24 protein-coding genes and 1 tRNA gene are annotated in these 26,955 nt (G+C 43.0%); 17 read left to right on the top strand and 8 right to left on the bottom strand.

The genetic code is table 11. The features are described from left to right. Positions 1–123 precede the first annotated feature (123 nt). The 10 genes from AAEO56_RS12900 (at position 124) to AAEO56_RS12855 (ending at position 10,632) form a co-directional block, all read left to right on the top strand. Positions 124–831, top strand: a complete 708-nt coding sequence (locus AAEO56_RS12900) for a hypothetical protein (RefSeq protein WP_341697482.1) — start codon at positions 124–126, stop codon at positions 829–831. Positions 832–835: 4 nt separating this feature from the next. After that, positions 836–1,333, top strand: a complete 498-nt coding sequence (locus AAEO56_RS12895; protein ID WP_341697481.1) for a hypothetical protein — start codon at positions 836–838, stop codon at positions 1,331–1,333. A gap of 69 nt (positions 1,334–1,402) precedes the next feature. Then, complete coding sequence (locus AAEO56_RS12890; protein WP_341697480.1) at positions 1,403–1,843, top strand: response regulator; 441 nt, start codon at positions 1,403–1,405, stop codon at positions 1,841–1,843. A gap of 40 nt (positions 1,844–1,883) precedes the next feature. Next, positions 1,884–3,506 carry a PAS domain S-box protein gene (locus AAEO56_RS12885; RefSeq protein WP_341697479.1) on the top strand — a complete coding sequence of 541 codons (1,623 nt, stop codon included), beginning with the start codon at positions 1,884–1,886 and terminating at the stop codon, positions 3,504–3,506. A gap of 117 nt (positions 3,507–3,623) precedes the next feature. Next, a tRNA-Arg gene (locus AAEO56_RS12880) sits at positions 3,624–3,695 on the top strand. Between the two features lie 164 nt (positions 3,696–3,859). Continuing rightward, positions 3,860–4,555: a hypothetical protein gene (locus AAEO56_RS12875; protein WP_341697478.1), complete on the top strand. Its 696-nt coding sequence runs from the start codon at positions 3,860–3,862 to the stop codon at positions 4,553–4,555. Positions 4,556–4,580: 25 nt separating this feature from the next. After that, positions 4,581–5,078, top strand: coding sequence for a hypothetical protein (locus tag AAEO56_RS12870; RefSeq protein ID WP_341697477.1), 498 nt, complete (start codon positions 4,581–4,583; stop codon positions 5,076–5,078). Between the two features lie 363 nt (positions 5,079–5,441). Further along, a complete protein-coding gene (locus AAEO56_RS12865; protein ID WP_341697476.1) occupies positions 5,442–7,199 on the top strand; it encodes a tellurite resistance TerB C-terminal domain-containing protein in 1,758 nt (585 codons plus the stop codon). Then, positions 7,196–8,509 (top strand): ATP-binding protein, encoded by a 1,314-nt coding sequence (locus AAEO56_RS12860; RefSeq protein WP_341697475.1) that lies wholly within the window; start codon positions 7,196–7,198, stop codon positions 8,507–8,509. Before AAEO56_RS12865 ends, AAEO56_RS12860 begins: the two co-directional genes overlap by 4 nt. Further along, the gene (locus tag AAEO56_RS12855; protein ID WP_341697474.1) at positions 8,509–10,632 is read left to right on the top strand and encodes a DEAD/DEAH box helicase; all 2,124 of its coding nucleotides are present in this window, start codon (positions 8,509–8,511) and stop codon (positions 10,630–10,632) included. The genes AAEO56_RS12860 and AAEO56_RS12855 overlap by 1 nt, the downstream gene beginning before the upstream one ends. 69 nt (positions 10,633–10,701) lie before the next feature. Here the strand turns inward: AAEO56_RS12855 and AAEO56_RS12850 are convergent, their stop codons facing one another. Further along, positions 10,702–10,986, bottom strand: coding sequence for a hypothetical protein (locus AAEO56_RS12850; RefSeq protein WP_341697473.1), 285 nt, complete (start codon positions 10,984–10,986; stop codon positions 10,702–10,704). 146 nt (positions 10,987–11,132) lie between these two features. After that, on the bottom strand, positions 11,133–11,633 hold the full coding sequence (locus tag AAEO56_RS12845; protein WP_341697472.1) for a DinB family protein: 501 nt from the start codon (positions 11,631–11,633) through the stop codon (positions 11,133–11,135). A 467-nt stretch (positions 11,634–12,100) separates the two neighbouring features. On the opposite strand from AAEO56_RS12845, the gene AAEO56_RS12840 reads away from it, so the two are divergent. After that, positions 12,101–15,259 (top strand): T9SS type A sorting domain-containing protein, encoded by a 3,159-nt coding sequence (locus AAEO56_RS12840; protein ID WP_341697471.1) that lies wholly within the window; start codon positions 12,101–12,103, stop codon positions 15,257–15,259. Between the two features lie 530 nt (positions 15,260–15,789). Here the strand turns inward: AAEO56_RS12840 and AAEO56_RS12835 are convergent. Further along, positions 15,790–16,380, bottom strand: a complete 591-nt coding sequence (locus AAEO56_RS12835; RefSeq protein WP_341697470.1) for an FMN-dependent NADH-azoreductase — start codon at positions 16,378–16,380, stop codon at positions 15,790–15,792. Positions 16,381–16,484: 104 nt separating this feature from the next. On the opposite strand from AAEO56_RS12835, the gene AAEO56_RS12830 reads away from it, so the two are divergent. Beyond that, complete coding sequence (locus AAEO56_RS12830) at positions 16,485–16,856, top strand: winged helix-turn-helix transcriptional regulator (RefSeq protein WP_341697469.1); 372 nt, start codon at positions 16,485–16,487, stop codon at positions 16,854–16,856. Position 16,857: 1 nt separating this feature from the next. Here the strand turns inward: AAEO56_RS12830 and AAEO56_RS12825 are convergent, their stop codons facing one another. The 3 genes from AAEO56_RS12825 to AAEO56_RS12815 form a co-directional block, all read right to left on the bottom strand. Continuing rightward, entirely contained in the window at positions 16,858–17,937 is a 1,080-nt protein-coding gene (locus AAEO56_RS12825; protein WP_341697468.1) for a fatty acid desaturase family protein, read from the bottom strand. A 225-nt stretch (positions 17,938–18,162) separates the two neighbouring features. Further along, complete coding sequence (locus tag AAEO56_RS12820; protein ID WP_341697467.1) at positions 18,163–18,693, bottom strand: nuclear transport factor 2 family protein; 531 nt, start codon at positions 18,691–18,693, stop codon at positions 18,163–18,165. A 169-nt stretch (positions 18,694–18,862) separates the two neighbouring features. Then, entirely contained in the window at positions 18,863–20,212 is a 1,350-nt protein-coding gene (locus AAEO56_RS12815) for an ammonium transporter (RefSeq protein WP_341697466.1), read from the bottom strand. A 275-nt stretch (positions 20,213–20,487) separates the two neighbouring features. Here AAEO56_RS12815 and AAEO56_RS12810 point away from each other — a divergent pair, with 275 nt between their 5' ends. Next, complete coding sequence (locus AAEO56_RS12810) at positions 20,488–20,727, top strand: hypothetical protein (protein WP_341697465.1); 240 nt, start codon at positions 20,488–20,490, stop codon at positions 20,725–20,727. Between the two features lie 23 nt (positions 20,728–20,750). Here the strand turns inward: AAEO56_RS12810 and AAEO56_RS12805 are convergent, their stop codons facing one another. Continuing rightward, positions 20,751–21,047: a hypothetical protein gene (locus tag AAEO56_RS12805; protein WP_341697464.1), complete on the bottom strand. Its 297-nt coding sequence runs from the start codon at positions 21,045–21,047 to the stop codon at positions 20,751–20,753. Positions 21,048–21,054: 7 nt separating this feature from the next. Next, positions 21,055–21,834, bottom strand: a complete 780-nt coding sequence (locus tag AAEO56_RS12800) for an HNH endonuclease (protein ID WP_341697463.1) — start codon at positions 21,832–21,834, stop codon at positions 21,055–21,057. Positions 21,835–22,425: 591 nt separating this feature from the next. Between AAEO56_RS12800 and AAEO56_RS12795 the strand changes: the two genes are divergently transcribed. From AAEO56_RS12795 to AAEO56_RS12780, 4 genes are read left to right on the top strand one after another with little or no spacing between them, the layout of a single operon-like run. After that, the gene (locus AAEO56_RS12795) at positions 22,426–23,271 is read left to right on the top strand and encodes a succinate dehydrogenase cytochrome b subunit (protein ID WP_341697462.1); all 846 of its coding nucleotides are present in this window, start codon (positions 22,426–22,428) and stop codon (positions 23,269–23,271) included. Positions 23,272–23,281: 10 nt separating this feature from the next. Further along, positions 23,282–25,294: a fumarate reductase/succinate dehydrogenase flavoprotein subunit gene (locus tag AAEO56_RS12790; RefSeq protein WP_341697620.1), complete on the top strand. Its 2,013-nt coding sequence runs from the start codon at positions 23,282–23,284 to the stop codon at positions 25,292–25,294. Between the two features lie 6 nt (positions 25,295–25,300). After that, positions 25,301–26,464: an AAA family ATPase gene (locus AAEO56_RS12785; protein WP_341697461.1), complete on the top strand. Its 1,164-nt coding sequence runs from the start codon at positions 25,301–25,303 to the stop codon at positions 26,462–26,464. Further along, positions 26,461–26,955 carry a hypothetical protein gene (locus AAEO56_RS12780; protein WP_341697460.1) on the top strand — a complete coding sequence of 165 codons (495 nt, stop codon included), beginning with the start codon at positions 26,461–26,463 and terminating at the stop codon, positions 26,953–26,955. The genes AAEO56_RS12785 and AAEO56_RS12780 overlap by 4 nt, the downstream gene beginning before the upstream one ends.

The raw sequence follows: 26,955 nt of genomic DNA, 5'->3' as shown, positions 1-26,955 counted from the left end.
GAAAGTAATGATTTTTTTTATTCAAAGGGGGAAATGGGAAAATATGTGAAAATGATAACGATTGCACTTGCACAAATCATTAAAATATTTATTTTTGCTGTATAACTTTAACAATTATACGCCATGAAAAAAATTTATTTATCTGCCTTAATCCTCATTACGGCAATTATTGCGAATGCTCAGGAAAGAGTAAGCCCTACGATTCCGGTCATCAACCCTGTAGCAAAAGGTAAGCTTACCGAAGCAACAGGCTGGTTGCAAAATGACAGCGGTGTCTGGATATCGAAAAAGAATAAAGTGCCTGCCAATCTTAAATCGGACTCTTCATTATTTGATTATGAAAAATACGGCCTTGGGGAAAACGAGGAAAACTTCATCTATTTCGAACTACGCGAAATTACCATTGATGGAAAATCCCTGACCATCCTAATAAAAAAATATAATGACGGGGATTATCGATACAAAGAAATCAAGAAAGACTGGATGCCATCAACGACAATAGTTTACTTCGTTTTCGAAACAGCGGAACTGGAAAAACTGAAAAATCTTGAACCGGACAAAACACATAATATTATTATCCCTACGCTTTATTTCAGTCATCTGTATAATCTTGATGCGAAATCATCGTTAAAAACAATTGCAAAAAACGTGATCGAGGATGGTATTTTTAATAAAGGCTCAGATAAGTTGGCTATTTCTGTAAAATTTTTCAAAGATAAGACACGATTCCTTATTGAGACTGAAAGCAGGTATCCGGACCGCCTCGATTTTGAAAAGTCGTACTACGAAACCCCTACTGTAAACTTTGAAAAACTGTTTACCTTAAAATAATTACGTGATAAAAAAACTCCCTTGCGGGAGTTTTTTTATGTGCATTAGACAACCTTTTGGCCACTATCTGCATCTATACTTAAAAGCTATTGTTACGGAATCCCATTTCTCCCTTACCGATGCCGAATTTGAGCGCCTGTTCGAGACCGGATCCTTCGCCCCTGCCCTTTTTACCCACGAGGCACACATACGCCTGGCATGGATACACATCAAAAATTACGGACTGGATAAGGCGTGCTATAATATTGTAAACCAGCTCCATGACTATGTGAAAGCTTTGGGCGTTGAAAACAAATTCAACCTCACACTTACTATAGCCTCGCTTAAAATCATAAATGATTTTATGGGGAAAAGTAACGCCGCTTCATTTACGGAATTCATTTGCGAATTCCCGCAGCTTATTACGCATTTCAGGGAATTACTTGCGCAGCATTATAGCAATGAAATTTTTAATGACGACGCAATGCAAAATTATATGGCTCCCGACATTATGACTTTTTAACAACTGTTTAACAACGCGTATCGCTTACCCCGTAAGTAAAATTGTATATTTATCAATTAATCCTTACTTATGAGTATTAAGCGTACCTGTTTTCTTATAGACGATGATGAAGATGACCGCGAGATCTTTTCGTTGTCACTGGAATCTGCCTATGTTTCCTGTTCCTGTGTTACTTCAAAAAACGGTCTTGAAGCTTTGAGGATGATCGAAGAAGATCCCGATTTCCTGCCCGATTTTATATTCATCGATCTCAACATGCCCTATATGACAGGTAAGGAATGCCTGGAGGCTATCAGGCGGATACCCAGGTTTGCCAATATACCCGCTATTATATACACTACATCATCATACACAAAGGATGCCGAAGATGCGCGCAGCCTTGGCGCAACCCATTTTTTAGTAAAACCGTCAAGCATAAGCGCTCTGACTTCTGCACTTACAATAATAATGGAAGGCACCGCTTCTGCCTACTACCTCGATACCGCCACATTATCACCAGATCCGGTGTAATGTGTAAGATCGATTGCCTTTTTTCACTACAACAGAACTTATGGAAAATGCAGATAATATACCCGTTTCTTCATTTGCCGCACCACTGCCGCATCTTCATCCTGCAACTTATATTTTCCTGTTAGAAGCCATCCCTACACCCGTATACACTTGTGATATGGAGGGGAGGATAACTTTTTTCAATACAGCAGCCAAAAAGTTTTGGGGAGTTGCCCCGGGTGAAGGCGTATTATGGTATGAGTTCCTGAAGATCTATAGCGCCGACGGCAGCCCGCTAATGGCGGTAAATTCCCCTGTATCCGAACCGCTTCACGAAAACAGTCCTGTAAAGCATAAAGAATTTATTACGGAGCGTCACGACGGGGTTAGGTATGATATAAAACTGGAAACACAACCAATACACGACGGGTCAGGAATAATAGCCGGCACTATAAACATAGTGACCGATATCACTGATAAAAAGCTGGAGGATGCACTGCAAAATGAAGAGGAGAACCGGTACAGGTCGCTTTCGCAATTGCTGGAAAAAATGGTAACCGAAAGAACGCTCCACCTGAAAAAAAGTGAGGAGCGCTACCATAAGATGATTGAGGAGGTGCAGGATTATGCCATTATCCTTCTTGACCATGACGGCTACATCCTTAACTGGAACCTCGGCGCCCAAAAAATAAAAGGCTATACTGAAGAAGAGATTATTGGGGAAAATTTCAGGCTGTTTTACCAAAAGCATGACCAGGAAGACAAACTGCCCGAAAAACTTATAACCCTGGCGCTTACTACAGGGAGGGCAACGCATGAAGGCTGGCGGGTAAGGAAAAACGGCAGTACCTTTTGGGGATCTGTAGTGATAACAGCGCTGCATGATGACGAAAACAACATCATCGGCTTCTCTAAAGTAACACGCGATCTTACCGAAAAGAAACTGGCCGACGACCGGATGCAGAACTATGCCCTTGAGATAGAATTCCGCAACAAGCAGCTGGAAGAATATGCCTATATCGCGTCGCACGACCTGCAGGAACCATTAAGAAAAATCCAGATCTTTGCCGAGTTGCTGGAAAGCAATATCTCTAATGAGGAAGTGGCAAAAAAGCAGTTGGAAAAGATAAATTCGGCTGCCAAAAGGATGTCCAACCTTATAAAAGACGTACTGAAATACTCCCAGCTTTCTCGCGCCGACGAATTGTTTGAAAATGTGCCGCTTAACACCATTATTGCTACTATCAAAGAAGATTTTGAGTTGCTGATCGAGCAAAAGCAGGTGGTTATTGTCCAAAAAGAACTCCCTGTGCTGAAGGGTATACCCATACAGCTCCACCAACTATTTGCTAACCTGGTTAACAATGCAATAAAATTCAGTTCCGACAATCCTGTCATCGAAATATTCAGCGAAAATATACGTACAGACGAAATCAGCAAGTATCCCGGCCTGAACGACTCGCACGATTATGCAAAAATAACGGTCAGGGACAATGGCGTGGGCTTTGAGCAGCAATATGGCGAGCAGGTGTTCAGGATGTTTAAACGCCTTACCGACAACAGCGGTACCGGCATAGGACTTGCACTATGTAAAAAGATCGTAGAAAATCATAGCGGGCATATCAGCGTGGTCAGCGAGCCCGGCAAAGGCACGGAGTTTACCATAGTGCTGCCGGTGGGATAGCTGTTGGTGTCAAATAATGAAGTCCTTATGTACAGACTAAGCGATCATTTAAAAAAAATCGTTTTTTACCTTTTAAACCTAAATAGAATTTACATATATTTGCACCTCGAAAATAATGGCCTCGTAGTTCAACGGATAGAATGGGAGTTTCCTAAACTTTTGATCCAAGTTCGATTCTTGGCGAGGCTACAGTAAAGCAGTACAGCAATGTGCTGCTTTTTTTTTGTTTATAATTATAAGTAGAATTATCCTGCCGCACCTACCAATTTCTAAATTATTATATCTTTACGACAGCTATTTTGAACAAAAAAGAAAAGCCAAGTACCAAAGCCAATTAAAACCGAATTATAAACATGCCTTCCACACTACATTATAAAGGAGAATTATACTTTTCGAGCTATTCAGAGTTAGAAGCGGTTTTGCACCTGATTGGAAATGAAATTCCCGCAAGAGAGACTTATTTAAAAATCGACCGACCTGCACTGAAACTGGCTATTGAGACTAGCGAACCTTTCTCCAAAAAAGAGGCGTTAGAGAAATTATGGCATACAGCCGCTACGTTTGCCACGGCCGGTATGATACTCACATTCCATGACCAGGATTTCGAGGAAGTTACCTGTGCAGACAGGAAGAACGATTTTGACCCTACACGGCCGGGGATCATCATGTTTTCCCTGAATGAATTCGAAGAGTCATTTGGAAAACTGGAAATGGAAGTTTCCGATGTAGTTTACAACAGTCCGTTTTATATCTATGACCAGACCCTGAAAAAAGCCGGGCCAAAATTTGCCGATGAAATACCCATCAGCGATAATGACTGTACAACAGGATTTGACATCCTGAAAATAATATGGGGGACCCATGTTGCCAAGTCCTCGACCTTTCTTTTCCCGTTTATTTTTAAAAAGCTATACGATTATGAACGGAATACATACTCGGTAGCCAGCACCTACGGCTTTGCTCCCGGCTACGATATGGATACAGCAATGGAAGAAGCGAGGAAAAATAATTTCATTGTAATCCGGTGGGATGAGTTTTGGAGAAAATAATTACCCTACATTTAAAAATTAAAGCATGATACCAACCGCACGATTTGGCGATATTATAGTGGCTGCCAGATACAGCAACTCCATTACCTGCAACCTTTACGGCCTTTATGAAGGTGGTATAGCGGGCGTGGCCGAAAACAAAGAATTTTGCCTTTTCCTCTTAACCGATCTGTACCGAAAACTCGCTATGCACGACTACCAGGTTATGTCCTGGAATGGAGCGACTTCAAGGGAAGATGCGAAAGCGCTCTTTAATAATCTGGACGAAACCTCGCATTTGTTTTATAAAGAATGCCTGGCTTTACTCAAGGGAACAGTAAAAACTGACGGTTCTGATGAAGCAGCTATTCTTTTGAATGAAGAGAAATTCAGAAGGATCGCCTCTAAAGTAATCACAGATTTCAGCGTTTCTGAAATAGAGCCGATGGACAGTACTTTTCAGGAATATGCCATGCTGGAGTTTAACGTTGGCAATGCAAAGCTTATCGACCACATTACTGAAGGATTATTAGTAGAATGTTAATCTACGCAAAAGCAGTACAGCGATGTGCTGCTTTTTTTTAATTATAGTTTTGAATACCCTGAAATTAACATGAAACACAATTGATGATTAAATCAGTGATTAAATTTAAATAAAATGAAGATTCCACTCCTACTTGGCGGAATACTCCTTCTCGCAGTACATTTCAATCTAAAGTGGTTTACTTATATTAGTGTACTAAAATCTTTTACCGGAATATGGCATTAGCAACCTTGCTTTTTGCGGCTCATTTACGAGAGAACTAAAATTGCGGCTTCCCTTAATAGTCTTAAATAAATTTTATTATCTTTAACTAGTAGTTAACATATTTAATTTATACGGCTTAAAATTCCCCAGAAGTATTAAATGGATAATTCAGTTATTGATGTTACCGGCGAGGGCCTCAGTTTAACCGGTATGGCTGCAGCGCGGCCGTATGTGCCCTACTGGAAGCACCAGTATGTACATTCGTATTCGGAAATAGAGGGTGCGGGCAACGAACAACGCAGGTTTTATAAAACGTATAAGGCAAATTTCCTGAGCGGTATTTACATGGATATCCAGGGCAATACCAACTATGCCTTTATACTGCTGTTCGACCTGGACCGGGAATATGAAAACCATAAAGACATAGCGCGGCTTGAACAGCAGCTGAACGAACTTGGTACACATTATCCAAAGACCAAAACATACGGCCTGGGACTTTTGATAAAGAAATTGCAGGACACAGGCGATGATGCCGCAATTGAACGTATAAGGCGCAAAGAAAATTATTACACGTTTGACGATGATTATTGGAAGCTTGGCTCTAAGTTTAAAGCTAAACTAAATCTGTCGAATGAAGATGTCGCGTTGTTAAATAAGCTTTCGTACCCTGATAACAATTTTTTCAATATCGAATTTTGTGGCCGGGAAATTGTAAAGTTCTATCTGTCTGCAATAAAAAGGCTTGACGAAAAATACCGAAAGGAATCCTCTTCTCTTGATAATGAGCTCCTGAAGATTGCGGGTATTGTTGCAGACGAAGAGCTGTATTACAGGCAGGGAAGCGACGGCTATAAATACCTGATGGAAAATGTAATAACCGAATTGCAATCGAATATCTTCAGGCATTGCGAGAATACGGTAAGGGAATTTTATGGAAATAAGAGAAAGCTCAATACCGATATTCCGTACACCTCCGCCAATGTAAAAGCCGAATATAGCGACAAGTTGGTTATCCGCCTTCAAAAAGCGCTTGCCATATACGCCCCCACTATCGCTCCGCCCGATCGCACTGCTGAGATCGACCTCAATGCGCAGAACCCTTTACGCTGGAAATTCCGCTTTGATGAGATAATCCAAAAGTATGACGGCGACCCGAAAAAGTTTGTGAGCGACATCGTGATATTAGGCACCCTGAACAAGCGCAATCCTGCCCTTGAGAACATTTTTTATGAAGCATCGAAATTCATGGCGGAACATGAAAAGGAATCGTCGCTAAAGCTGTATATCTATTACCTGCATTATAACCTGAGGTCGGCGAAATTCGATGATAAGCAATTGACGAAGACAATACAGAAAAAGCTGTTTGCAACCAATGAACAGATACACGACTTCCAGATCATTGTGAGCAACCTGATAAACGATAAGGACCTGGAGAATGCACTGATAGCCCTGCCAAAAGTATATGCCGTAAAACGAAAAAAGATACAGCTGGACAGGGATGCCATACGCCAGGTAAATGAAAAACACGCTGACACGGTAGAATTGCTCAACGAATACCTTAAGGACGAATATGAAGACGATACCAACATATTTAAAACAGAGGAGATAAACGACGATGAGATTGTTATGGCGATAACGTCGAAATCGGATACAACTGAAGCAGCTTCGGCATTTGACAGCTCCCTGAACTTTACACAAATACAGCAGGAAGTCCTGGAAATGTTTGCAAAGGCAAACCTGTCGGTAATCCAACAGGATGTCGATGTTTTTGCCAGATCCAAAGGCGTGTTTAAAAACCAGCTTATTGAAAGCCTTAACGAACTGTGTTATGATACGCTGGACGATGTCCTGATTGAGGAAGAAGATGAATATTACACCATAAACGAAAATTATTACCAAACCATAACAGCCAAATGACAGACAATATAAAACCAAAAGAAGCGACCGCCATCATTAATTCGTTAATAGGCGGCGTTGTGCCGAAAATAGGCGTACAGCACATAACCGTGGGACGATCTGACGAAATAAACGCGGTGGTGTCGGCACTGGAAGATGTAAAGAACGGGCACAGTATGGTCAAATTCTGGATCGGGGATTTCGGTTCGGGAAAATCGTTCATGCTCCACTTGTTGAACACCGTGGCGCTAAAGCAAAAATTTGTGGTTGCTAATGCCGATTTTACTCCGGATAACAGGCTTTACTCTACCGATGGGAAAGGGGCAGCTTTATATGCTGCTATTATGGACAACGTTGCGATACAGACAAAACCCGAGGGTGGGGCACTGCCTACCCTTATGGAAAAATGGATAGAGCAGGTGATCATGAAAACCTCGGAAGAAAATAACATACCGCTACAAAACATACGGAATGCGGAGTACCTGCCCCTCATTCAAACCAACATAATGAAGACCATCAACGAGATCACCGAAGTTGGCGGGTTTGATTTCGGTACCGTGGTAGTGAAATATTATGAGGGCTATATAAAGGATGAAGAGCAGTTAAGGAGGAATGCGCTGAAATGGCTTAAGGGCGAATACAGCACGAAGACTGAAGCAAAGCGTGACCTTGGCGTACGCGAGATCATTGACGACCTCAACTATTATGACATGCTGAAAAACTTCTGCAAGCTGTTTGTTAGCATGGGCTACAGTGGCTTTATGATAAACCTTGACGAGGCCATTAACCTCTACAAGATATCGACATCTGTAATGAGGGAAAAGAACTATGAGAAGATCCTTACCATTTATAATGATTGCTTCCAGGGAAAGATCAGCAATCTGTTCATTAATTTTGCCGGGACAAAAGAGGTGCTTGAAAACGAGCGCCGTGGCCTTTTTAGCTACCATGCCTTAAAATCGCGGTTGGAAACAAACAAATTTGAAACTGCGGAGATGCGGGATTTCGCACAACCCGTGATAAGGCTGTTCCCCCTGAGCCATAACGAAATATTTGTACTGCTTAAAAAGCTTAAGGCAATATTTGACTTTAATTACAAGATGACCACCAATATTTCGGACGATGACATACTCGCCTTCATGGAAGAAATGTTTAATAAGCCCGGTGCGTCTGAATTTCTGACACCACGCGAAGTTATCCGTGACTTCCTGAACATCCTGAATATCCTGAGGCAAAACCCTGATATAGATAAGGCAAGGCTGTTTGGCGATATCACAATATCAGATGAAAGGCCCGACACTGTTTTGATGGATAGCATAGAAGAGCTGTAATGTCGTTTGAATTACTGTCGGAACCCATCCGCAAATACATTCGCGATAAGCGCTGGGAACAGTTGCGGCCCATCCAGAATGCTGCCATAGCCAGGATCCTGACAACAGAAAATCATTATATACTGGCGTCCAGGACAGCTTCGGGCAAAACGGAAGCCGCTTTTTTGCCTATCCTGTCAAAAGTTAATTTCAATGATCCGGGGGTGCAGGTGCTCTACATCTCGCCGCTTATTGCACTCATAAATGACCAGTTTTACCGTGTAGAAGACCTGTGTAAAAACATGGAGGTCCCCGTGACCAAATGGCATGGCGAAGCAAGCAGGGGCGCAAAGAACAGACTGATAAAAGACCCATCGGGTGTTGTACTGATTACTCCTGAATCTATAGAGGCAATGTTTGTCAACAGACCGTATGACGTGAAACAATTGTTCTCAAACCTGAAATTCGTTGTTATAGATGAAATACATTCCTTCATAGGCTCAGACCGCGGCATACAGCTAAAGTCGTTATTGTCAAGGCTGCAGGAGGTTAACGTAAAATCTTTCAGGGTAGTTGGGCTCTCTGCCACTATTGGCGATTACGAAGAAGCAAAGCTATTTACCGGCGACCAAGCTAACACCAGGGTATTACTGGATAAAACATCTAAAGAGGTGAATGCAGCCTTCCGGTATTTTAAACAGGAGAAAGCTGAATTGCCATTAGACCTGTTGGATAATTTGTATGCAGAAACCAAAGATAATAAGGTCTTACTATTTCCTAACAGCCGGGGGCGGGCTGAAGAAGTGGCCGTTAAGCTCAAAAAGATATCAGAACGGAACAATGGGCATCCCTATTACTTTTCGCACCATTCATCTGTAGACAAGGAAGTACGGGAATATGTTGAAGATTTTGCCAAAAATGGCCATGCGAATTTCTGCATATCCTGTACCTCTACACTGGAACTGGGTATTGATATTGGGAGTGTGGATGAAGTAGTACAGATTGATGCGACACACAGCATTGCCTCACTGATACAACGTGTAGGGCGCAGCGGACGAAGAGATGGCGCAGTAAGCAACCTGTTCCTGTATGCTACAAATCCATGGAGCCTCTTGCAATCTATAGCGTGCTGGCTGCTGTACAAGGAGGGCTATATAGAGCCGCCCGCAATCTGCAAAAAGCCTTATGACCTGCTGCTGCATCAGGCACTTTCTATTGTAAAGGGATATTCAGGGCTGCCTATCTATGAATTAGTCTCCAAACTGCGGGTAAATTTTGCTTTTAAAGAAATTGCTACACATGAAATTGAGGAAATCATACAGCACCTGATCGCAACAGATATGCTTGAGCAACTACAGCAGGAAGTGATCATTGGTATTGAAGGTGAAAAGACAGTAAACAGCAGGGACTTTTACAGTGTATTTAAAACGGAGGAAAATTTCCGTGTAACAAATTCGGGCAATACAATTGGTGAGCTGCCTTTCTCGCCACAATTACAGGAGAACGAGAACATTTTGCTTGCAGCAAGAATCTGGAAGATCGTGTATGTAGACATCGACGCTAAAAAAATAGAGGTGGTGCCTGCAAAAGACGGGAAGCCTCCCAAATTTTCCGGTGGTGGCGGAATAATCGCCGGCAAAATAAAGGAAAAAATGCTGGAGGTGCTGTATAGCATCGAAGAGTATCAATTTCTGGAAGAAACCGCTCGGGAGGAACTACGGATCCTAAAACAGGAATTCTCGATTTATGTTATTAAAGAGCTACAGTACGAACGCCCCATGCAATTATCTGATAAAGGCCTGATACTATATACGTTTACGAGTACAAAGATCAATCGCGGAATAGCGCTACTATTAGAATTACTGGAGGTAAAGAATGATTTTGACGAGGACAATGACCGTTTTAAAGTCGGCGTTACAAAAGAACAATTTTCCGTTGCGTTGTCCTCATTAGATAATGCTTACGAAAAAATAGATGAATCTATAACGGCAACCCTTGAGGATAACCCGTTTATTCCGGATTCTAAATGGGGATACCTCCTGCCTTTGAAGTACAAGGCCGCAGTAATGAGGCAAAAATATTATGATATTGAGGGAGCCATGCTTTTTTTGAAGCACGTAAAGCCGGTTGCTAATACGGCATAGTAATAGTATTTACTACAACAAAAAAGCCGCACCCCCGTACGGCCTCAATTATGAATGTTGTAAATATCTTTATAGAAAAGCGTTCACTATGGCTATAAGGCTGTTGCCAACAACGCTTAGCAACAGCAGGTCGAATACCAGCTTGGGCTTTTGCTGTGAAAGGACAGCGCCATTGAAACCGCTGCTTAATATCACAACAAAGAACAACTGTATCATTTGGACAGGGGTGCTTCCGTTTTGCAGCACCACCATCGCGGCAATACCGCCAATGCAGCTTTGCACCATTACAGCAAGGGCATTAAAACCCATAAAACCCCTTCTGTATCCCTCTAAATTTTTTTGATAGTAGCTCATAACCTGTTGTATTTGAATTATGATACAAATTTCGGGCACAGGCAGCGGCTAGAACATGATAACCGTCATGTTGCAGAAAGTAAGTTATGCGTATATCTTATTGGCAGCCAATAAAAAAGCCTCAAAAATATGAGGCTTGTCACTTTTTACCTGTCCCAAAAGGCCGGCGGCTCCACACCCAGTGCGCGGAGGTACACATAGCCTTGCCCGCGGTGGTGGATTTCGTTATCAATAAAATACTGGATGGTGCTGTATACTGTTCCGGGGAAGGCGCCGAAAGCTACAATCTGCTTCGTGAAGTCCTGCGGTTCCAGCTTATTATAAAGCCTGTCGACCTTGGCCGTAGTCTCGTCCCACAGTGCCAAAAGCTCCTCTTTTGTTTCAGGCATACCCTGGCCAGAGCTGTGCGGCAATGCCTGCATATCCTTCCATTCGCCTGTAACGATGCCTACAATTCCCGGATTGGCAAGATCTACCATTTCCATAGCCAAAACGGCAAAAGTGCGCATCCCCCCGATGGAGAAGGTAAAGAGTTCTTTTTCGGGGAATGCTTCGATAACGCGGCGCGTCAATCCCCTGTGGCCCTGCCAGTGTGCCAAAAATGCTTCGGGTGTAATTACTGTAGCTGTTGCAATGTTTGTTTCCATGATACTTACTTTTAACTGGTTTGTGAAGCAAAGGTATCGGCGGGTTGTGACAACCGTATGTCAGCAGGTTTTTGGGAAGTGAAAATTTTTTCTTTGTTCTTTTGTCTTGAAACAAAAGAACCAAAAATTCAAGGCGTAAAAAGTTTTCACTAAAAATCTACGTCAGGATTTTTGCATCACGACCCAAGCCGCTCGCTGCTGCGCGCTCGACTCGTGGGTCGCTCTCCTTCTCCCTACGCTAAAATCCTTCCTTGATTTTTTAGTGAAAACTTTAAGGCCGGAACTTCACTCAAACCTTCTTACTCAAACTGATAAGATTGAGTAAGAAGGTTTGAGTGAAGCTGCCCCTCTCCTTGGGAGAGGGGTTGGGGTGAGGCCTTGTGTCAACACAGATGTCAACGCCGTTAATGCCTTTTTAACAGGGTTTATAAATAAATTGCTATACTATTAATTAAAATCAATTGGCTATGAAATTTATTACCCCAATGGTTTCGGCTGTTATAGCTTTTGTCCTGCTGCCACTCACGGCATCGGCACAAAGCATTAACGGGTTCGAAAACCAAAAAGGCTTTGAGGTATCGCAAAAAAGCGGTGTCCTTTCAAAACTATCGAAATGGCAAAAGCACCTGCCTAAGCATAAAATGACAAATACCCCGCAGGAAAGGATGCTGTCACAACTCGGCATTCGTCCGGGTACCGCTGCATCGACATTGGACACCGATTATGACTTTTACGGCGGGCTGGCTGCCAAAGGAAATAATATCCCATTAGCATCGGTAACCGATGCAGAAGGGAATACTTATATTACCGGAGGAAGCAGCAACGAAGACTATGCCGGGGGCAATTATTTTACCATAAAAGTCGGGCCGGCAGGAACTGTGCTGTGGGAAACCCGTGAGGAAGCGCCGCAATATGCCGTAGAAACCGGAATGGCGCTTGTATTGGACACAGATGGGAACCTGATAGCAACAGGCATCCACTGGAATGGCGACGATATGGACATTAAAACCATAAAATACAACCCTGAAACGGGGACGAAATTATGGACTTCAATTTATGACGGTCCCGGAGAAGGTGTGGATATCCCTTCGGCGATGGTTGTTGATGCGGATGGCAATATCTTCGTTACAGGGATAAGTTATTCGGGCATTTCTGTTGATTATATTACCCTCAAATACACTGCTGACGGCTCCGAAGCCTGGAACGTTCGAGAGGACGGTCCGGGCGATGGCAGCTGGAACGAGGCCACCGCCATTGCGCTTGACGGCACGGGAAATGTGATCGTAACCGGCTATAGCCCCAATGTTGACGGATGGCTGAACTACCATACCGTAAAATATAGCCCTGCAGGCGCACCGCTTTGGACACAGGCTTACAACTATGAGAATACCGACCCCAATAACCCGGCTGCTTTCACGAATTCGGTTCCGCATGCTGTGACTACAGATGCCGCTGGGAATGTATATGTAGCGGGTGTGTTCGATACTTTTTTTGGATTTGCCGGTACTATAAAATATGATGCCAATGGTGTGCAGCAGTGGGTTGATACTTATGTAAGCGGAACTGAAAATACGCAGGCTTTTGCGATTGCGATGCACGACAACAAACTGTATGTGGCCGGCACTCACAATGGTAGTTTTGCTGACGACGGCAATATCCTTATATCCTATAACCCTGATGGTACACAAAACTGGGTGCAGGAGAGCACCGACCTTATAGAGGCAGGCAATACGCAGCTGCTGTTCGACGGGGATGGTAATATTGTGGTCGCTGCCAAGGGTATGACCCCCGGCGCTGAAGAATGGGAGCAGAATGTTGCCGCAAGGGCTAAAAAATATTCGACAGAAGGCACATTGCTGGGTGAAGCTGCTTTCGTAATCGTAACGACAGAAGGCACTGCAAGCATGGGAGATATTGCCGGAGCAGGACTGGATGCCGATGGAAATGTATATATGGTAGTTAACTCCTACTACAGTGCACAGGGAGCTGTTATAGAAACGGTGAAATCCGGTTTTGGAGTTACGGCACCGGAACCCGACTGGAACGAGGTGTATACCAATCTTGGCAGCCCGAGCGCTACCATGCTCTATTCGTTCCCGGACAATAATAACGGAACGATCTCAACAGGGCAGTACTATGTCTTTGCCGATACTATGCTCGTCGCCAATTACTTTTTGGTAAAGCACAATGCAGATGGGACTATTGCATGGGAGAAAGTTTTTAATGCGGATAACAGCAATGCTGCCAATGGTATCATAGCACGGGCTGATGCCGATGGCAACCTGTTCGTATGCCTGATGCCGGACTTTGACCAGACAGCGCTTACCATAAAGAAATTCTCACCTGCGGGCAATGAGCTTTGGGAAACCGAAGTGGAGCTTACCAATGCAGCAGTATATGTAATGGAAACCGGACAAGACGGGTCGCTTTACCTGGGAGGCACTGCTTTTGAAAATGATGCCGATGAACATGCTTCATTCGTGGCAGTAAAACTGAATGCAGCGGGTGCAATACAATGGACGACATACACCGGGACGGATACCGACACCGATAATATTTACCAGGTTAATTCGGGTAAAGTGAATGCGGCAGGCGAACTTATCCTTACGGGCCATTCCGGTTCGGGGGATTTTATGTCGCAGGAAGTGAATGCCACAGTTGTGAAATTTAATGCCAATGGCAGTGCAGGATGGGTGGCCGAAGTACCGTTTGATGGCTCCAATTCATCTGCGGCCGACCTGCTATTGGACAGCAGTGGTGCAGTATATTTAAATGGATTTTCTCAAAACGGGGATACGTTCCTTACCAACATAATTACTGCGAAAGTAAGTGCCGAAGGAACCGTATTATGGAGCCATGAATATGATGAAGCCGACAGGAACGAACGCTCCTATACCATAAAACAGTTTTCCGACGGTGCCATTGCAGTTATCGGCTATAGCATCGCTCCCCTTGCCGGTGATATCCACAATGTATTGCTAAAATATGATGCCGATGGCAATGAATTATGGAATTTTTCGTCGGAAGACATGCGTTATTATAATGATTTCCATATTGATGGGTCGGACAACTGCTTTATCATGGACCAGGAGATCATCGACCCATTTCCGCATAAAATATATACTGCGCCCTTCCCTATCGCAACGCTTATAACGGTAGATGCAGAAGGAAATGGCGACGAGCAGTTCTTTGTAGGCCCGGAATATGCCGAGTTCTATGGCGAAAACCTAATCCCACATCCTGATAACAGGCTGCTTTTGGGCGGAAGTGTGGGCAACCAGGTATTTTATGAGGGGCTTTACTTTTTTGAAACCGAACATGACGGCTCGCTTGGAGTGGATGGTCATGAAATTGTAAAAGACGGTAATTCATTAGGCCAGAACTATCCTAATCCTGCTACTGGCATTACCCAAATACCGCTTTACCTCATCAATGGCGGCAAAGTGAGCATAAAACTGTATAATAACCAGGGCAGGCTTGTAAAAGAAATTGCGAACGACACTTTCGCTTCGGGCAAAAACACTATAGAATTCGATGCTTCTGGTTTATCCGAAGGTATTTATTACTACCAGATAACAGCAGGCACGTTTAAGCAGGCGCGGAAAATGGTAGTGGGCAGGAAGTAAGTTGATTTGTTGATTTGTTGATTTGTTTATCCATGATGCAAATCTGCATTAACCCCCAAGGTCAAAAAAACACGTGTCGGGAAGATTATTTTGTAAGCGAAAGCAGCACATTTGTCATTCTGAACGCAGCTTGCGGAGTGAAGAATCTCAAATCATCGAAGTTAAAGAGATTCTTCCTTCGTCAGAATGACACGGATAACGCTCTTTAATCTGGCATTGGTCTTCCTGACACTTGTACTTTTTAACGTTGTAGATTGATAGTCGATTCTCTTGATTGGCTAATGAAATATCATGAAATATGAAATCCCTTAAGTTATTGGCTTAAGGGATTTTTTGTGAACTCCGTCTTCGGGAAACGAAAATAGGATTGTATTACTAAATATGATTGTAACGTCCGCGTGAGGGACAGGAGCGGCATCCTGCTGAGGAACGAAGCAGATACAGCGGATGGCCCGACGGCGTAGTCCCGATAGCTATCGGGAGGAGCCGGCACGCCCAAACATTCTCATAGCTGCACTGGCATTATAAATTTAAACCGCAATACTGTTGATAGCTTTTTGCAGGGCAATATCTTTCATATTGGGCATATTAACGCCCTCTGCCCGTATCACGGTAATATCAGTCACGCCAATAAAGTTAAATACTTTTTCAAGATACGGCGCGCCAAAATCATAATCCTTCATTGGGCCTTCCGAATATATCGCACCCGAAGCCGCGGCAAGGTAAACCTGTTTGCCTGTAATAAGTCCCTGCACACCCTTTTCGCTATAGGTAAATGCAACTCCGGGACGCACCACGTTATCCAGCCAGCTTTTCAATGTGGAAGGAATACCGAAGTTGAATAACGGCACCCCGATAACGATGATATCGGCTTCCTTTACCTGGCGTACCGCCTCGTCGGAACGTTTCAGATCGTTATCATCTGAAGGCGCTGCAGCCGAACGGGTGACTTTGATAAGGTTTTCCTCCAGGTGCGGAAAAGGGTTTTTAGCTACATTGACCTCTTTTACAGTACTTCCCGGATATTGGGATAAGAGCTTTTCTACTATAGCATTCCCAAGTTTTATACTTATTGAATTCTCGCCGCTCGGGCTGGATATGACATGCAATATATTTTTCATGATCTGGGTATTTTTACTTACACCAAAATTACGTAGCTTTGATAACCAAAAGTAAGTAGTATACAAAAGGTAAGTAGTTACTTTCTTGTAACCCCGATAAAATCATGGAAACATATCTCGAGTTAGAACCCCTGACAACTTCCCAATGCAACAACAAGCTCAACGCGGTTGGTGATGCGCTTTATGTAATTGGCGGGAAGTGGAAACTGCGCATCATCATTGCGCTAAAAGAAGGGCATAGCCGCTTTAACGAATTGCAGCGTACTATCCCCGGCATTTCGGCCAAAGTATTGTCGCAGGAGTTGAAAGACCTGGAGTTGAACGGCTTTTTGGAACGCAGGGTGCATGCCGATACGCCGGTGGTTGTGGAATACCTGCCGACGGCTTACACCGCCACACTTAAAAATGTGCTTGAAGCGCTAAGCGAATGGGGAGAGATGCACAGGCAAAAATTGAGGGAGGAAGGCAATAAGTAAACTACACCGCTTCTTTCCCAAACTTCTTCAGCATTTTATAATGCGATCGCAACGCTGAAACGAATGTCGGGTTCTCCGTATAAGGTAAGCCGAATTCCAAAGCTGTCGCTTTCACTATTTCCCCTATTTTACCGTAATGGATATGGCAGACTTTCGGGAACAAATGGTGCTCTATCTGGCGGTTTAATCCCCCAAGGAAAAAAGCCGCAAGCGGGCACCCTGAGGCGAAGTTAGCCGTGGTGCGCATCTGGTGCTCAGCCCATGCTTCTTCCATGTTGCCGGTTGTATCGGGAGTAGGGAAGTCGGTACCTTCTACAACGTGCGCCAACTGGAAAACCAATCCCATGGTAAGCCCCTGTGCAAAGTGCATTACTAAAAATCCGATGATGAACTGCCACCAGGTAATGTCCAGCACCAATAGCGGCAAAACAATAAAAAGGAAGTAATAGATCCCTTTGTAAAAGAACAGATTAAAGTACTCCACTTTAGGGTGGTTGTTTTCCTGCTGGCCTACTTTCGCCTGGAAGAATTTTTTATAATCTTTACGGAAAGCCCACGAAATCGAAGCCAGGCAGTAAAGCGGGAACGCATACCAATGCTGGTAGCGCTGCAGGCGGTTTACGGGTTCTTCGTCAGAAATGCGGATCAGGCCGGGCGCCACATCAATATCTTCATCGTGTCCCGGTATATTGGTGTAGGTATGGTGCACCACATTGTGCGTAATGCTCCATACATAAGGGCTGGCTCCTAACAGGTTGAATATCGCGCTAAGTACTTTATTGGTGGTTTTATTCGATGAGAACGACCCGTGTATGGCATCATGGCATACATTGAATCCCACAAAAGCCTTGGTCATACCAAGTAAAGTTGCCATTCCGAGCATAGTCCACACAGTAAAAGCGTTGGAGATAATGAGGGCATATAAGCCAAGGAATGCGGTAAGGAATATGGCCGTTTTCGTCCACATACCGGTATTGGCATTGGGCGAGGTATCTGTGTCCCTGAAGTACTGATTTACCCTTTTTCTTGTAGTAGCAAGGAAGGGTGTCCTGGCTGCGTTGTTGAATCTTAATGTAACCATAACGTTGGATAGCTGCAACTTTATTACTGTCCAATCGGTATGATTATAAGCTTTTTATAAGAATTGCTGTGCCGGGATGCCGGACATTTTGCAGTGAATTCTCTTTGTTGGAGTATGTACATAAACGCTAAAATAGTGCCATTAGTTTGAATTACAATATTATTAACATATAATAAGACTTGTTTAACCACAAGAATTGTGGGTATCCAATACGACTTTGAGCATTTACGGTTTGGCTTCCTTACGCATTTTTTCGAGGAGGGCATCTTCGTATTTGCCTTTCAGGGGAAGTATGTCGTTAGTAGCATCGTTGGGCACGGTCATGGAGAGGACGTAGTGCTTTATCTTCCAGTCTTTACCTTCTTTTTCCAGAACGCCCGAGCCACGGCAGGCTTTCATCCATGTATCGAGGAGTTCGTCGAACCAGGCGGTCTTTCCGTCTTTACTGAAGTAAATGTGGCGTTCTACGGCTTTAAAATCCCATGCCTTGCCACGGTCGAAGTACGGTTTTGAGAAAGCGGCGAATGCTTTTTTGTCCCAGTTTTCGGTCGCATCGGTTCCGATATACATTCCGTCTTCAGCGATTTTCCCGAAGTAGCCATTGTAGTCACCTTTTGCAGCGGCGGCATGCCAGTCGTTGAGGAAAGTATTGATGGCCTTTGTTTCTTTTACAGTGTCAGGTGTATCGTTTTTTAGCGCGAAGTAGCTGGCTGAGCTAGCAGCGGATATTAATAACAGTAAGTATATCTTTTTCATAGGAAGTTTTTTATAAAGATATAACTAACTACCTAATGTGCAAAAAACATTTAACCACATAGATACATAGCTTTTGATATCGGAAGATTAAGGCAAAGAAAACATAGTTGAAGCTTTGTTTCAACGCCCGTGTATGCAACAGAGTAAAGCTATGTGGTTAAAAAAAGATTTACCCAATCATCTCGTTGTGCTGCGAGAGGTCGAGGCCCTGCTGTTCGGCTTCTTCGGAAACGCGGAGCGGGATAAAGAAGTTGGTGACCTTATACAACAGCATTGCCCCGAAGAACGAAAACACAGCCACCAGCACCAGCGCCATCATGTGGTGCCCGAATACATTCCACCCCCCGTGGAGCAGGCTGGCATTTTCGCCCTCGGCAAATATCGCGGTGAGTATCATGCCCATTATCCCGCCTACGCCGTGGCAGGCAAACACATCGAGGGTATCGTCTATTTTTTTGAGGGATTTCCAGTTGACCATAACGTTGGATACAATGGCGGCAGCAAACCCGAAGAAGATGCTCTTTGGCACCGACACGAACCCTGCAGCCGGTGTTATCGCTACAAGCCCAACCACCGCGCCAATACAACAACCCAGTGCCGACACCCTGCGCCCGTTGATCCTGTCGAAGAATGCCCAGGTAAGCATGGCCGACGCCGAGGCTATAGTTGTCGTGGCAAAGGCCATTGCCGCGGTATGGTTGGCCGCCAGCGCCGACCCGGCATTGAATCCGAACCAGCCGAACCAAAGCATCCCGGTGCCGAGTAGTACAAAAGGTATATTGGTAGGTATGTATTCGAGGTTTTTACGTTTGCCAAGCACCAATACGCCTGCTATTGCGGCAAACCCGGCGCTCATGTGCACGACAGTTCCACCTGCAAAATCCTTTACACCGAAATAGCTGCCGAGGAGTCCGTTGGGGTGCCAGACCATGTGGCATAGCGGCGCGTAGATGCATATCGAGAACAGGCAGATGAACAGCAGGAACGAGATGAAGCGGATGCGCTCGGCCAATGCCCCCGTGATGATGGCGGGGGTGATGATGGCGAACTTCATCTGGAAGAGCGCGAAGAGTATGAACGGTATGGTGGTGGCCATTTTCGCGTGTGGATGCTCATCGACAAAATCGAAGAAAGCGAAGTCGGACGGGGAGCCGATGATGCCGTAGTGAGTACCGTTGATGGTGATGCCGATAGGGTCGCCAAAGGAAAGGCTGAAACCGACCGCCACCCAAAGCAGGCTTATCACGCCAAGGCAGATAAAGCTTTTGAGCATGGTGGAAATAACGTTCTTTTTGCCTACCATGCCGCCATAAAAGAACGACAGTCCCGGGGTCATAAGCAGAACAAGGCAGGAAGCCGTGAGCAGCCAGGCGACATCGGCAGGGACGATGGTGTCGGTAGAGTTGAATTGTGAATTCGTTTCACTTACCGTAGCGTGATCCCAAAACAACCCTGTTATTGCGATGGCAGTGGTAATAACAAAGGCAGCTATCCAGCGTTTTTCCAGTTTTTTCTCCATGATACCCTGTATAATTTATAGGGTAAAAATATAAAATTTGTTTTTTACGAACTTCACACCCCTTCATTTTTGCATTAAACATAAAATTACATCTCTTTTACGGCTCTCAATTTGAGATTTGTGATTCGTTTGCCGGAATTTCCCCATTTTATGCTCTAAAAGTCAGAGTTGTAGGAAAGCATGCATGCATAAAAAAGTTGATAAGTTAATATCATGTTAATGAATTGTGTTGAAAAATTTTATAAAATTGTAGTAATCAATCAAAAAACAATCACATGAACACATTACACCACACCGTAGAGGATTATAAACTATTCGAAGCCATTGCCGATATCGCTTTTATTGCTGGCCAAAAGGGCTTTTTTTCAGGAGATTCCCGGGAAGATATCGCTGAGATCATCCGTTGGGGCAAGGAATTCGAAGCCGTTCACGAGGATACCGACTGGGATGAAATGGACTATAATACCGCTATCGAGGCTTTTGCGGCGAATAAGTTGAGGATAGATTTGCATTAGGAATTTTTCTGTATACTCTTAACTCATTTTTCAAGCCTTATTAGAAACTTTTCGATAGGGCTTGACTTTGTATTTTCATTTATAACCTCAAGACTCTCAAATTCATGCCATTTATGATCATCAACATTTTGAGTTTCAAAAAATAAATTTGGCAACCGCCATTCTTCGGCAGAGAAAAATTCTCCATCAATGAGATTTCTTTTAATAGCATTTTCAATGACATCTAACTGAATATTATTCAGGTTAGCAAAAATTACGTTTCCAAAATTCTTGTAATTGCTACTGTCGCGGTAGAGGTAGTTGAATTTGAGGTTTGGCATTCTTAATTTATCTTTTATCAAAAATCACATCCCGATGATGCTCCAAAAATTCTGGTTTCGGCAAATATTTAATCGGTTGGATGAGTATTTTGTTTTCAACTGGCTCAAAGTATTTACTGTAATATTCAGAATCTTTTTTCTTTTTCAAAGAAGTTGACAATAGCACTTTATAATCTTTATCAAACCCAATATATCCCTTATCAAAAGCCCTGTCATATAAAGCTGATAAACAAATTCCATTTTCAGGATTAAGCCGCTCTTTCTCATGTTGTGACCATGGAAGGATATGGCTTGCAAATAACAATTCAGGAAGGTCGATACCTGTAATAGCACATTTGTTCGAATAGTTATTTAAGACAATCTGCCTAAATACCGATTGATTGACCCTTGTCTTTACCATTCTTAACTTTGTCTCACCTTTTAAATCCTTCAAATCAAAAAGTAATTCGTCGTACTTTTTCTCAATGGTTAAATTTTGGCTTTCTGCTAATATCCTTTCGCTTTCAAAAACTAATTCTTCTTGATTTTGAAAAAACTCATCCCAAATTTGTTGCACTTGGGTTCCGCTGTTTTTTAATCCTCCAATTCCGCGCTGTTGATGGTAAGGATCTAAACTTGCAAAGTTAACAAGCCTCATACTAATAGCACTTGGAGTACGGCCAATCATACTGGCAAGAGTAATTATTTGCGGATTGCCTTTATGCATTTTTCCAAACTCGATCTTTAAATATAGATTGAAAGCAAGGATTAACTCTTCTCTTGACCAAAGTCTCTGTGTTTCTGCCATTACAAATCATTTTGAAGTACAAATTCAAAGCTACAGTTTTTATCAAGACATTGATGGATCTGCATTTGTTTTATGGTATGTGATAAGTCTAAAACTATATTCGTCCTACATCCACAATTTGGGCAAGTTGTAGGCTGGTCAGAATAAAGAAATATATCTTGAAAGTTTATCATCCTCAAATTTACTTAAACTTCAATGATCAACCAGCCTACAATAAGCCCCAAATTTTTTTATTATGAACAGAAAAATGAACCTGTAAATGAAGTAAGTAGAAACCGTAGCCGGACAACCAGCACCATCCTGCTGAAGAACGACAGCAGGAATTGCGCCACCTGAAAATGCGCAAATACTTTTATAAAATAAAAAAGTTATCTCCCTAAAGCGGACAATACCATTTAAACAATGATTAAAATATTTCAACTATAGCAATTATTTAACTGTAAAGAAATATATAGTGTAATTTTTATATGAAAAACCTTAAAAAATTCCCACTTTATATTCATTATAAATTACGGCGCAAAGGTTGTAGTTGTTGAGTTTTCCCCGTAAATTTGTTTGATTTTTTAAAACATTACTTTTTAAACAAATACTATGGCAAAATCTGCATTTTTGAAGTCATCCATCGCCAAGAAATACTGGATGGCTTTAACAGGTTTATTTCTCTGCCTGTTCCTTGTCGGGCACTTGCTGGGTAACCTCCAGCTGATATTTTCAGACGCACTGCATTTCAACCAGTACGCATTGTTCATGACCACCAACCCTGCCGTGAAGGTGCTTTCGTACCTTACCTACGCCTCGATCATCTTCCACGCGATAGATGGCATTTGGCTGACGGTACAAAACCAGAAGGCAAGACCGGTGAAGTATGTAATGAACAATCCTTCCAAAAACACCATCTGGGCTTCGCGCAACATGGCGGTTTTAGGGACGGTTATCCTTGTTTTCATCGTTTCGCACATGGTGACTTTCTGGGCTGTGATGCATTTTGACGAAAAAATGCCGCTGCAAACACAGAGCGTTACATTCAACGGACAGAAAATGGATGTTTACCTTACTACAGCGGGCAGCTACATCCCGGTACAGCAGGTGACAGGTGGGCCGATGATGCAAAAAAGCCTGGAGATAAAACACCGCACTGAATTTTATGACAGCCAAACCGGGCTTAAAATGGCTGAAGGCTACAAAGACCTTCATAAAATTACCATAGACTTCTTTAAGCAGCCAAAATACGGCCTTATCTACACGATACTTTATGTGATATCAATGATCGTGCTGGGCTTTCACCTGTACCACGGCTTTGGCAGCGCGTTCCAGTCGCTTGGCGCTAATAATCCTAAATACAACGGGCTTATCAAAAACTTCGGCAAGGCTTTCGCGATCATCGTGCCGCTGCTGTTTGCCATTATTCCGCTGTACATTTACTTTTTACTAAAATAATCAAACATCAATAACTATGTTAGATTCTAAGATACCCGCAGGGGAAATATCCCAGAAATGGACCAAATATAAAGACCACCTTAAGCTCGTTGCACCAAACAACAGGCCTAAGATCGATATAATCGTGGTAGGTACCGGCCTTGCAGGCGCTTCGGCTGCCGCATCGCTTGGCGAAATGGGCTACAATGTAAAGGCTTTCTGCTTTCAGGATTCACCACGCCGCGCGCACTCTATCGCCGCTCAGGGTGGTATCAATGCCGCAAAAAATTACCAGAACGACGGGGACAGCGTTTACAGGCTGTTCTACGATACTATAAAAGGAGGCGACTACCGTGCGCGTGAAGCGAACGTACACCGCCTTGCCGAGGTTTCAGGGAACATCATCGACCAGTGTGTGGCGCAAGGGGTTCCTTTTGCGCGTGACTACGGCGGGATGCTGGACAACCGCTCTTTTGGTGGTACACAGGTACAGCGTACGTTCTATGCCGCAGGGCAAACGGGACAGCAGCTGTTGCTTGGCGCGTACTCGGCATTGTCAAGGCAAATCGGCCAGGGCAACGTGCAGATGTACAACCGCCACGAAATGCTCGACATCGTAAAAGTGGGCGGCAAGGCACGTGGCATCATCGCCCGTAACCTTATCACCGGCGAACTCGAGAGGCATTCGGCGCATGCCGTGATCATTGCTTCAGGCGGATACGGAAACGTATATTTCCTTTCTACCAACGCAATGGGGTCTAACGTTACTGCCGCATGGAAAGTCCACAAGAAGGGGGCTTACTTTGCTAATCCTTGCTTCGTGCAGATCCACCCTACGTGTATCCCTGTACACGGCGAAAACCAGTCGAAACTGACACTGATGTCGGAATCACTGCGTAACTCAGGCCGTATCTGGGTTCCTAAGAAGAAAGAAGATGCTGAGGCGATCCGCGCAGGAAAGCTGAAGCCTACAGCCATAAAAGAAGAAGACAGGGATTACTTCCTTGAGAGAAGGTATCCTGCCTTTGGTAACCTTGTGCCGCGCGACGTGGCATCGAGGGCGGCAAAAGAGCGTTGCGATGCCGGTTTCGGTATCGAGGCCAATGCAACTAACGAAGGTGTTTACCTTGATTTTTCTTCGGAGATCATCAGCAAAGGAAAACAATCGGCCTATGCTGCCGGTAACCACAATCCTACCGATGATGAAGTGATTAGATTAGGTAAAGCATGGATCGAGGAGAAATATGGTAACCTTTTCCAGATGTACCAAAAAATCACCGACGAGAACCCATACGAAACCCCAATGAAGATATACCCTGCGGTACACTATACCATGGGTGGCGTTTGGGTCGATTATAACCTTCAAAGTACTATACCGGGCTGCTTTGTGGCAGGTGAAGCTAACTTCTCCGATCACGGTGCGAACCGCCTTGGGGCTTCGGCTTTGATGCAGGGGCTTGCGGATGGTTATTTCGTATTGCCTTATACCGTGTCTGATTATCTTGCAGATGATATCCGTACCGGTAAAATACCTACGAACTCACCGGAATTTGACGAGGCAGAGAACAGCGTAAAAGGTATGATTGATAAATTCCTGAACAACAACGGTTCTAAATCCGTAGACTATTTCCATAAAAAACTGGGCCACATCATGTGGAACAAAGTAGGTATGGCGCGTAACGAACCGGGGCTTCGCGAAGCTGTTAGCGAGATCGATGCACTAAGGGCCGAATTTTATAAAGACGTATATGTTCCGGGGAGTGCCAATGAACTTAACCAGGAACTTGAAAAAGCACTCCGCGTAGCCGACTTTATGGAACTTGGCCAGCTGATGGCAATGGACGCACTACAGCGTAAAGAGTCGGCAGGCGGACACTTCCGTGAAGAGTACCAGGATTCAGAAGGCGAAACGCTTCGTGACGACGTAAATTTCAATTTCGTTAGCGCGTGGGAATACGGAGGAAGCGACATCAACGCCGAAACCCTTCATAAAGAAGTGCTGAACTACGAATACATTAAGATCGCCGCAAGGAACTACAAATAAAATACAATGAAGGAAAGATTAGTCATAAAGAATTTTGGTCCCATCAAATCAGTCGATCTGGAGTTGGGCAAAATGACTATTCTTATAGGTGAACAGGCAACCGGAAAAAGTACGATAGCTAAGGTGCTGGCAGTTTGCAGGTATTTTAGTTTTATTACCACAATTGAGCAAACTAATATTACAAGTTCATTTGGAAGTGGTTTGCGTGCTTGGGGTTTAGATGGAATGACAAATTTGAACAGTCAGATTGAATATTATTGCAACGACTATGATTTAATAGTAAACTATCAACCCTGGAATATTAGGATGTTGGAAGATAGTGGTGACCGAGATATTAATGCTAAGGTTTTTTCTCCAAAGCTGACTGCAAAATCCGAGAGGTTCATGGGTCTTTTAGAGGATTTAAAAAATATTGAATCTATCAGTGTTATGTCACAGATACCTCCTTCTTTCTTTCAAAAGAATGTGATAAATGTAATGGACAATCCTTTTTTCTTTCCTACTGAAAGAGGTTTACAATCCATTTTTTCATTAGGTAAAAGTTCTATCCAAAACATATCAGATTCGCTATATAATCAGTTTGCGAAAATGGATATGTTTGCAAAATCTTTTCCTAACGAAACAGATATTATCCCATTAAATCTGACTTATAAAAATATAAATGGTCAGGGCTTCATAAAGAATGAAAGGCAAATTGAATTTAGTAGTTTATATAACGGTGCAAGTGGCTATAAATCTACTATTCCTATAATTTTGACAATCAAACATTATTCTGAAAACAGGAAGAAAAGTAAAACTTTTATAGTTGAAGAACCCGAATTGAACTTATTTCCAAAAGCGCAAAAGAAATTAATAGAGTTTTTTGTTGAAAATGTAAATGAAAATGGGCACTCGTTTTTATTACCCACACATAGTCCATATGTACTATCAGCATTGAATGATTTACTTATGGCTTATAAAAAAGGGCAAAAAAATCCTGAAGAGGTAAAAAAAGTTGTAAAAAAAGAATACTGGTTAAACCCTGAAGAACTTAGTGTGTATGAACTTAAAGATGGAAAAGCAACATCTATAGTTGACAGAAAATTAAATTTAATAAGTGAAAATATTTTAGATGATGTTTCTGATGAAATGAATGATGAATTTGATATGTTATTGGATATTGAGTCATGAAGAATTTATTAGATAAATATGATTGCCTTTTTCCATTAAATCAAGGTAGTTATTATATTAATGATGATAGGGAGACAAAAAAAGCTGTTTTTGTAAAAGAAGATGAAAGATGGACTTTGCTTATAGATAATCAAAAAGCGACAATCCATTTTATGCAAAATGAAGGATGTATTATGCTTGACAACGCAATTAAAAAATGTGATTGGATATGCTTTGATGATGAAAGATTTTATTTTATCGAAGCAAAAGATGTACGGCCGGGCCAAAGAAAAAGTGAAAGAAAAGGCGCAAAAGAGAAGTTTGAAGGTACCTTAAAATTTTATAAAGAAGAATTGGGATTTAGCCTTGACAACTTTACAGAAGTTTATGCAATCCTAAATTTTAGAAATACAAATAGGATTACCAGTGCTGCCAGTAAAGAAAATAAAGCACATTATAAAGAAACATTTGGTGTGACATACGAAGAAACAAATAGTATAGAATTCAATTAA

This window comes from Flavobacterium arundinis (assembly GCF_038289855.1).
Lineage (GTDB): Bacteria > Bacteroidota > Bacteroidia > Flavobacteriales > Flavobacteriaceae > Flavobacterium > Flavobacterium arundinis.
The sequence above is the reverse complement of the archived record's forward strand: the minus strand, read 5'-3'. Positions and strand labels throughout refer to the sequence as shown.

What these genes read in the sequence shown, in the direction of transcription:
- AAEO56_RS12890 (WP_341697480.1), top strand. Translation starts at nt 1,403, where the DNA reads ATGAGTATTAAGCGTACCTGTTTTCTTATAGACGATGATGAAGATGAC.
- AAEO56_RS12825 (WP_341697468.1), bottom strand. Translation starts at nt 17,937, where the DNA reads ATGGTTACATTAAGATTCAACAACGCAGCCAGGACACCCTTCCTTGCT.
- AAEO56_RS12870 (WP_341697477.1), top strand. Translation starts at nt 4,581, where the DNA reads ATGATACCAACCGCACGATTTGGCGATATTATAGTGGCTGCCAGATAC.
- AAEO56_RS12835 (WP_341697470.1), bottom strand. Translation starts at nt 16,380, where the DNA reads ATGAAAAATATATTGCATGTCATATCCAGCCCGAGCGGCGAGAATTCA.
- AAEO56_RS12785 (WP_341697461.1), top strand. Translation starts at nt 25,301, where the DNA reads ATGAAGGAAAGATTAGTCATAAAGAATTTTGGTCCCATCAAATCAGTC.
- AAEO56_RS12865 (WP_341697476.1), top strand. Translation starts at nt 5,442, where the DNA reads ATGGATAATTCAGTTATTGATGTTACCGGCGAGGGCCTCAGTTTAACC.
- AAEO56_RS12820 (WP_341697467.1), bottom strand. Translation starts at nt 18,693, where the DNA reads ATGAAAAAGATATACTTACTGTTATTAATATCCGCTGCTAGCTCAGCC.
- AAEO56_RS12875 (WP_341697478.1), top strand. Translation starts at nt 3,860, where the DNA reads ATGCCTTCCACACTACATTATAAAGGAGAATTATACTTTTCGAGCTAT.
- AAEO56_RS12810 (WP_341697465.1), top strand. Translation starts at nt 20,488, where the DNA reads ATGAACACATTACACCACACCGTAGAGGATTATAAACTATTCGAAGCC.
- AAEO56_RS12805 (WP_341697464.1), bottom strand. Translation starts at nt 21,047, where the DNA reads ATGCCAAACCTCAAATTCAACTACCTCTACCGCGACAGTAGCAATTAC.
- AAEO56_RS12850 (WP_341697473.1), bottom strand. Translation starts at nt 10,986, where the DNA reads ATGAGCTACTATCAAAAAAATTTAGAGGGATACAGAAGGGGTTTTATG.
- AAEO56_RS12815 (WP_341697466.1), bottom strand. Translation starts at nt 20,212, where the DNA reads ATGGAGAAAAAACTGGAAAAACGCTGGATAGCTGCCTTTGTTATTACC.
- AAEO56_RS12860 (WP_341697475.1), top strand. Translation starts at nt 7,196, where the DNA reads ATGACAGACAATATAAAACCAAAAGAAGCGACCGCCATCATTAATTCG.
- AAEO56_RS12795 (WP_341697462.1), top strand. Translation starts at nt 22,426, where the DNA reads ATGGCAAAATCTGCATTTTTGAAGTCATCCATCGCCAAGAAATACTGG.
- AAEO56_RS12900 (WP_341697482.1), top strand. Translation starts at nt 124, where the DNA reads ATGAAAAAAATTTATTTATCTGCCTTAATCCTCATTACGGCAATTATT.
- AAEO56_RS12780 (WP_341697460.1), top strand. Translation starts at nt 26,461, where the DNA reads ATGAAGAATTTATTAGATAAATATGATTGCCTTTTTCCATTAAATCAA.
- AAEO56_RS12840 (WP_341697471.1), top strand. Translation starts at nt 12,101, where the DNA reads ATGAAATTTATTACCCCAATGGTTTCGGCTGTTATAGCTTTTGTCCTG.
- AAEO56_RS12845 (WP_341697472.1), bottom strand. Translation starts at nt 11,633, where the DNA reads ATGGAAACAAACATTGCAACAGCTACAGTAATTACACCCGAAGCATTT.
- AAEO56_RS12855 (WP_341697474.1), top strand. Translation starts at nt 8,509, where the DNA reads ATGTCGTTTGAATTACTGTCGGAACCCATCCGCAAATACATTCGCGAT.
- AAEO56_RS12800 (WP_341697463.1), bottom strand. Translation starts at nt 21,834, where the DNA reads ATGGCAGAAACACAGAGACTTTGGTCAAGAGAAGAGTTAATCCTTGCT.
- AAEO56_RS12830 (WP_341697469.1), top strand. Translation starts at nt 16,485, where the DNA reads ATGGAAACATATCTCGAGTTAGAACCCCTGACAACTTCCCAATGCAAC.
- AAEO56_RS12885 (WP_341697479.1), top strand. Translation starts at nt 1,884, where the DNA reads ATGGAAAATGCAGATAATATACCCGTTTCTTCATTTGCCGCACCACTG.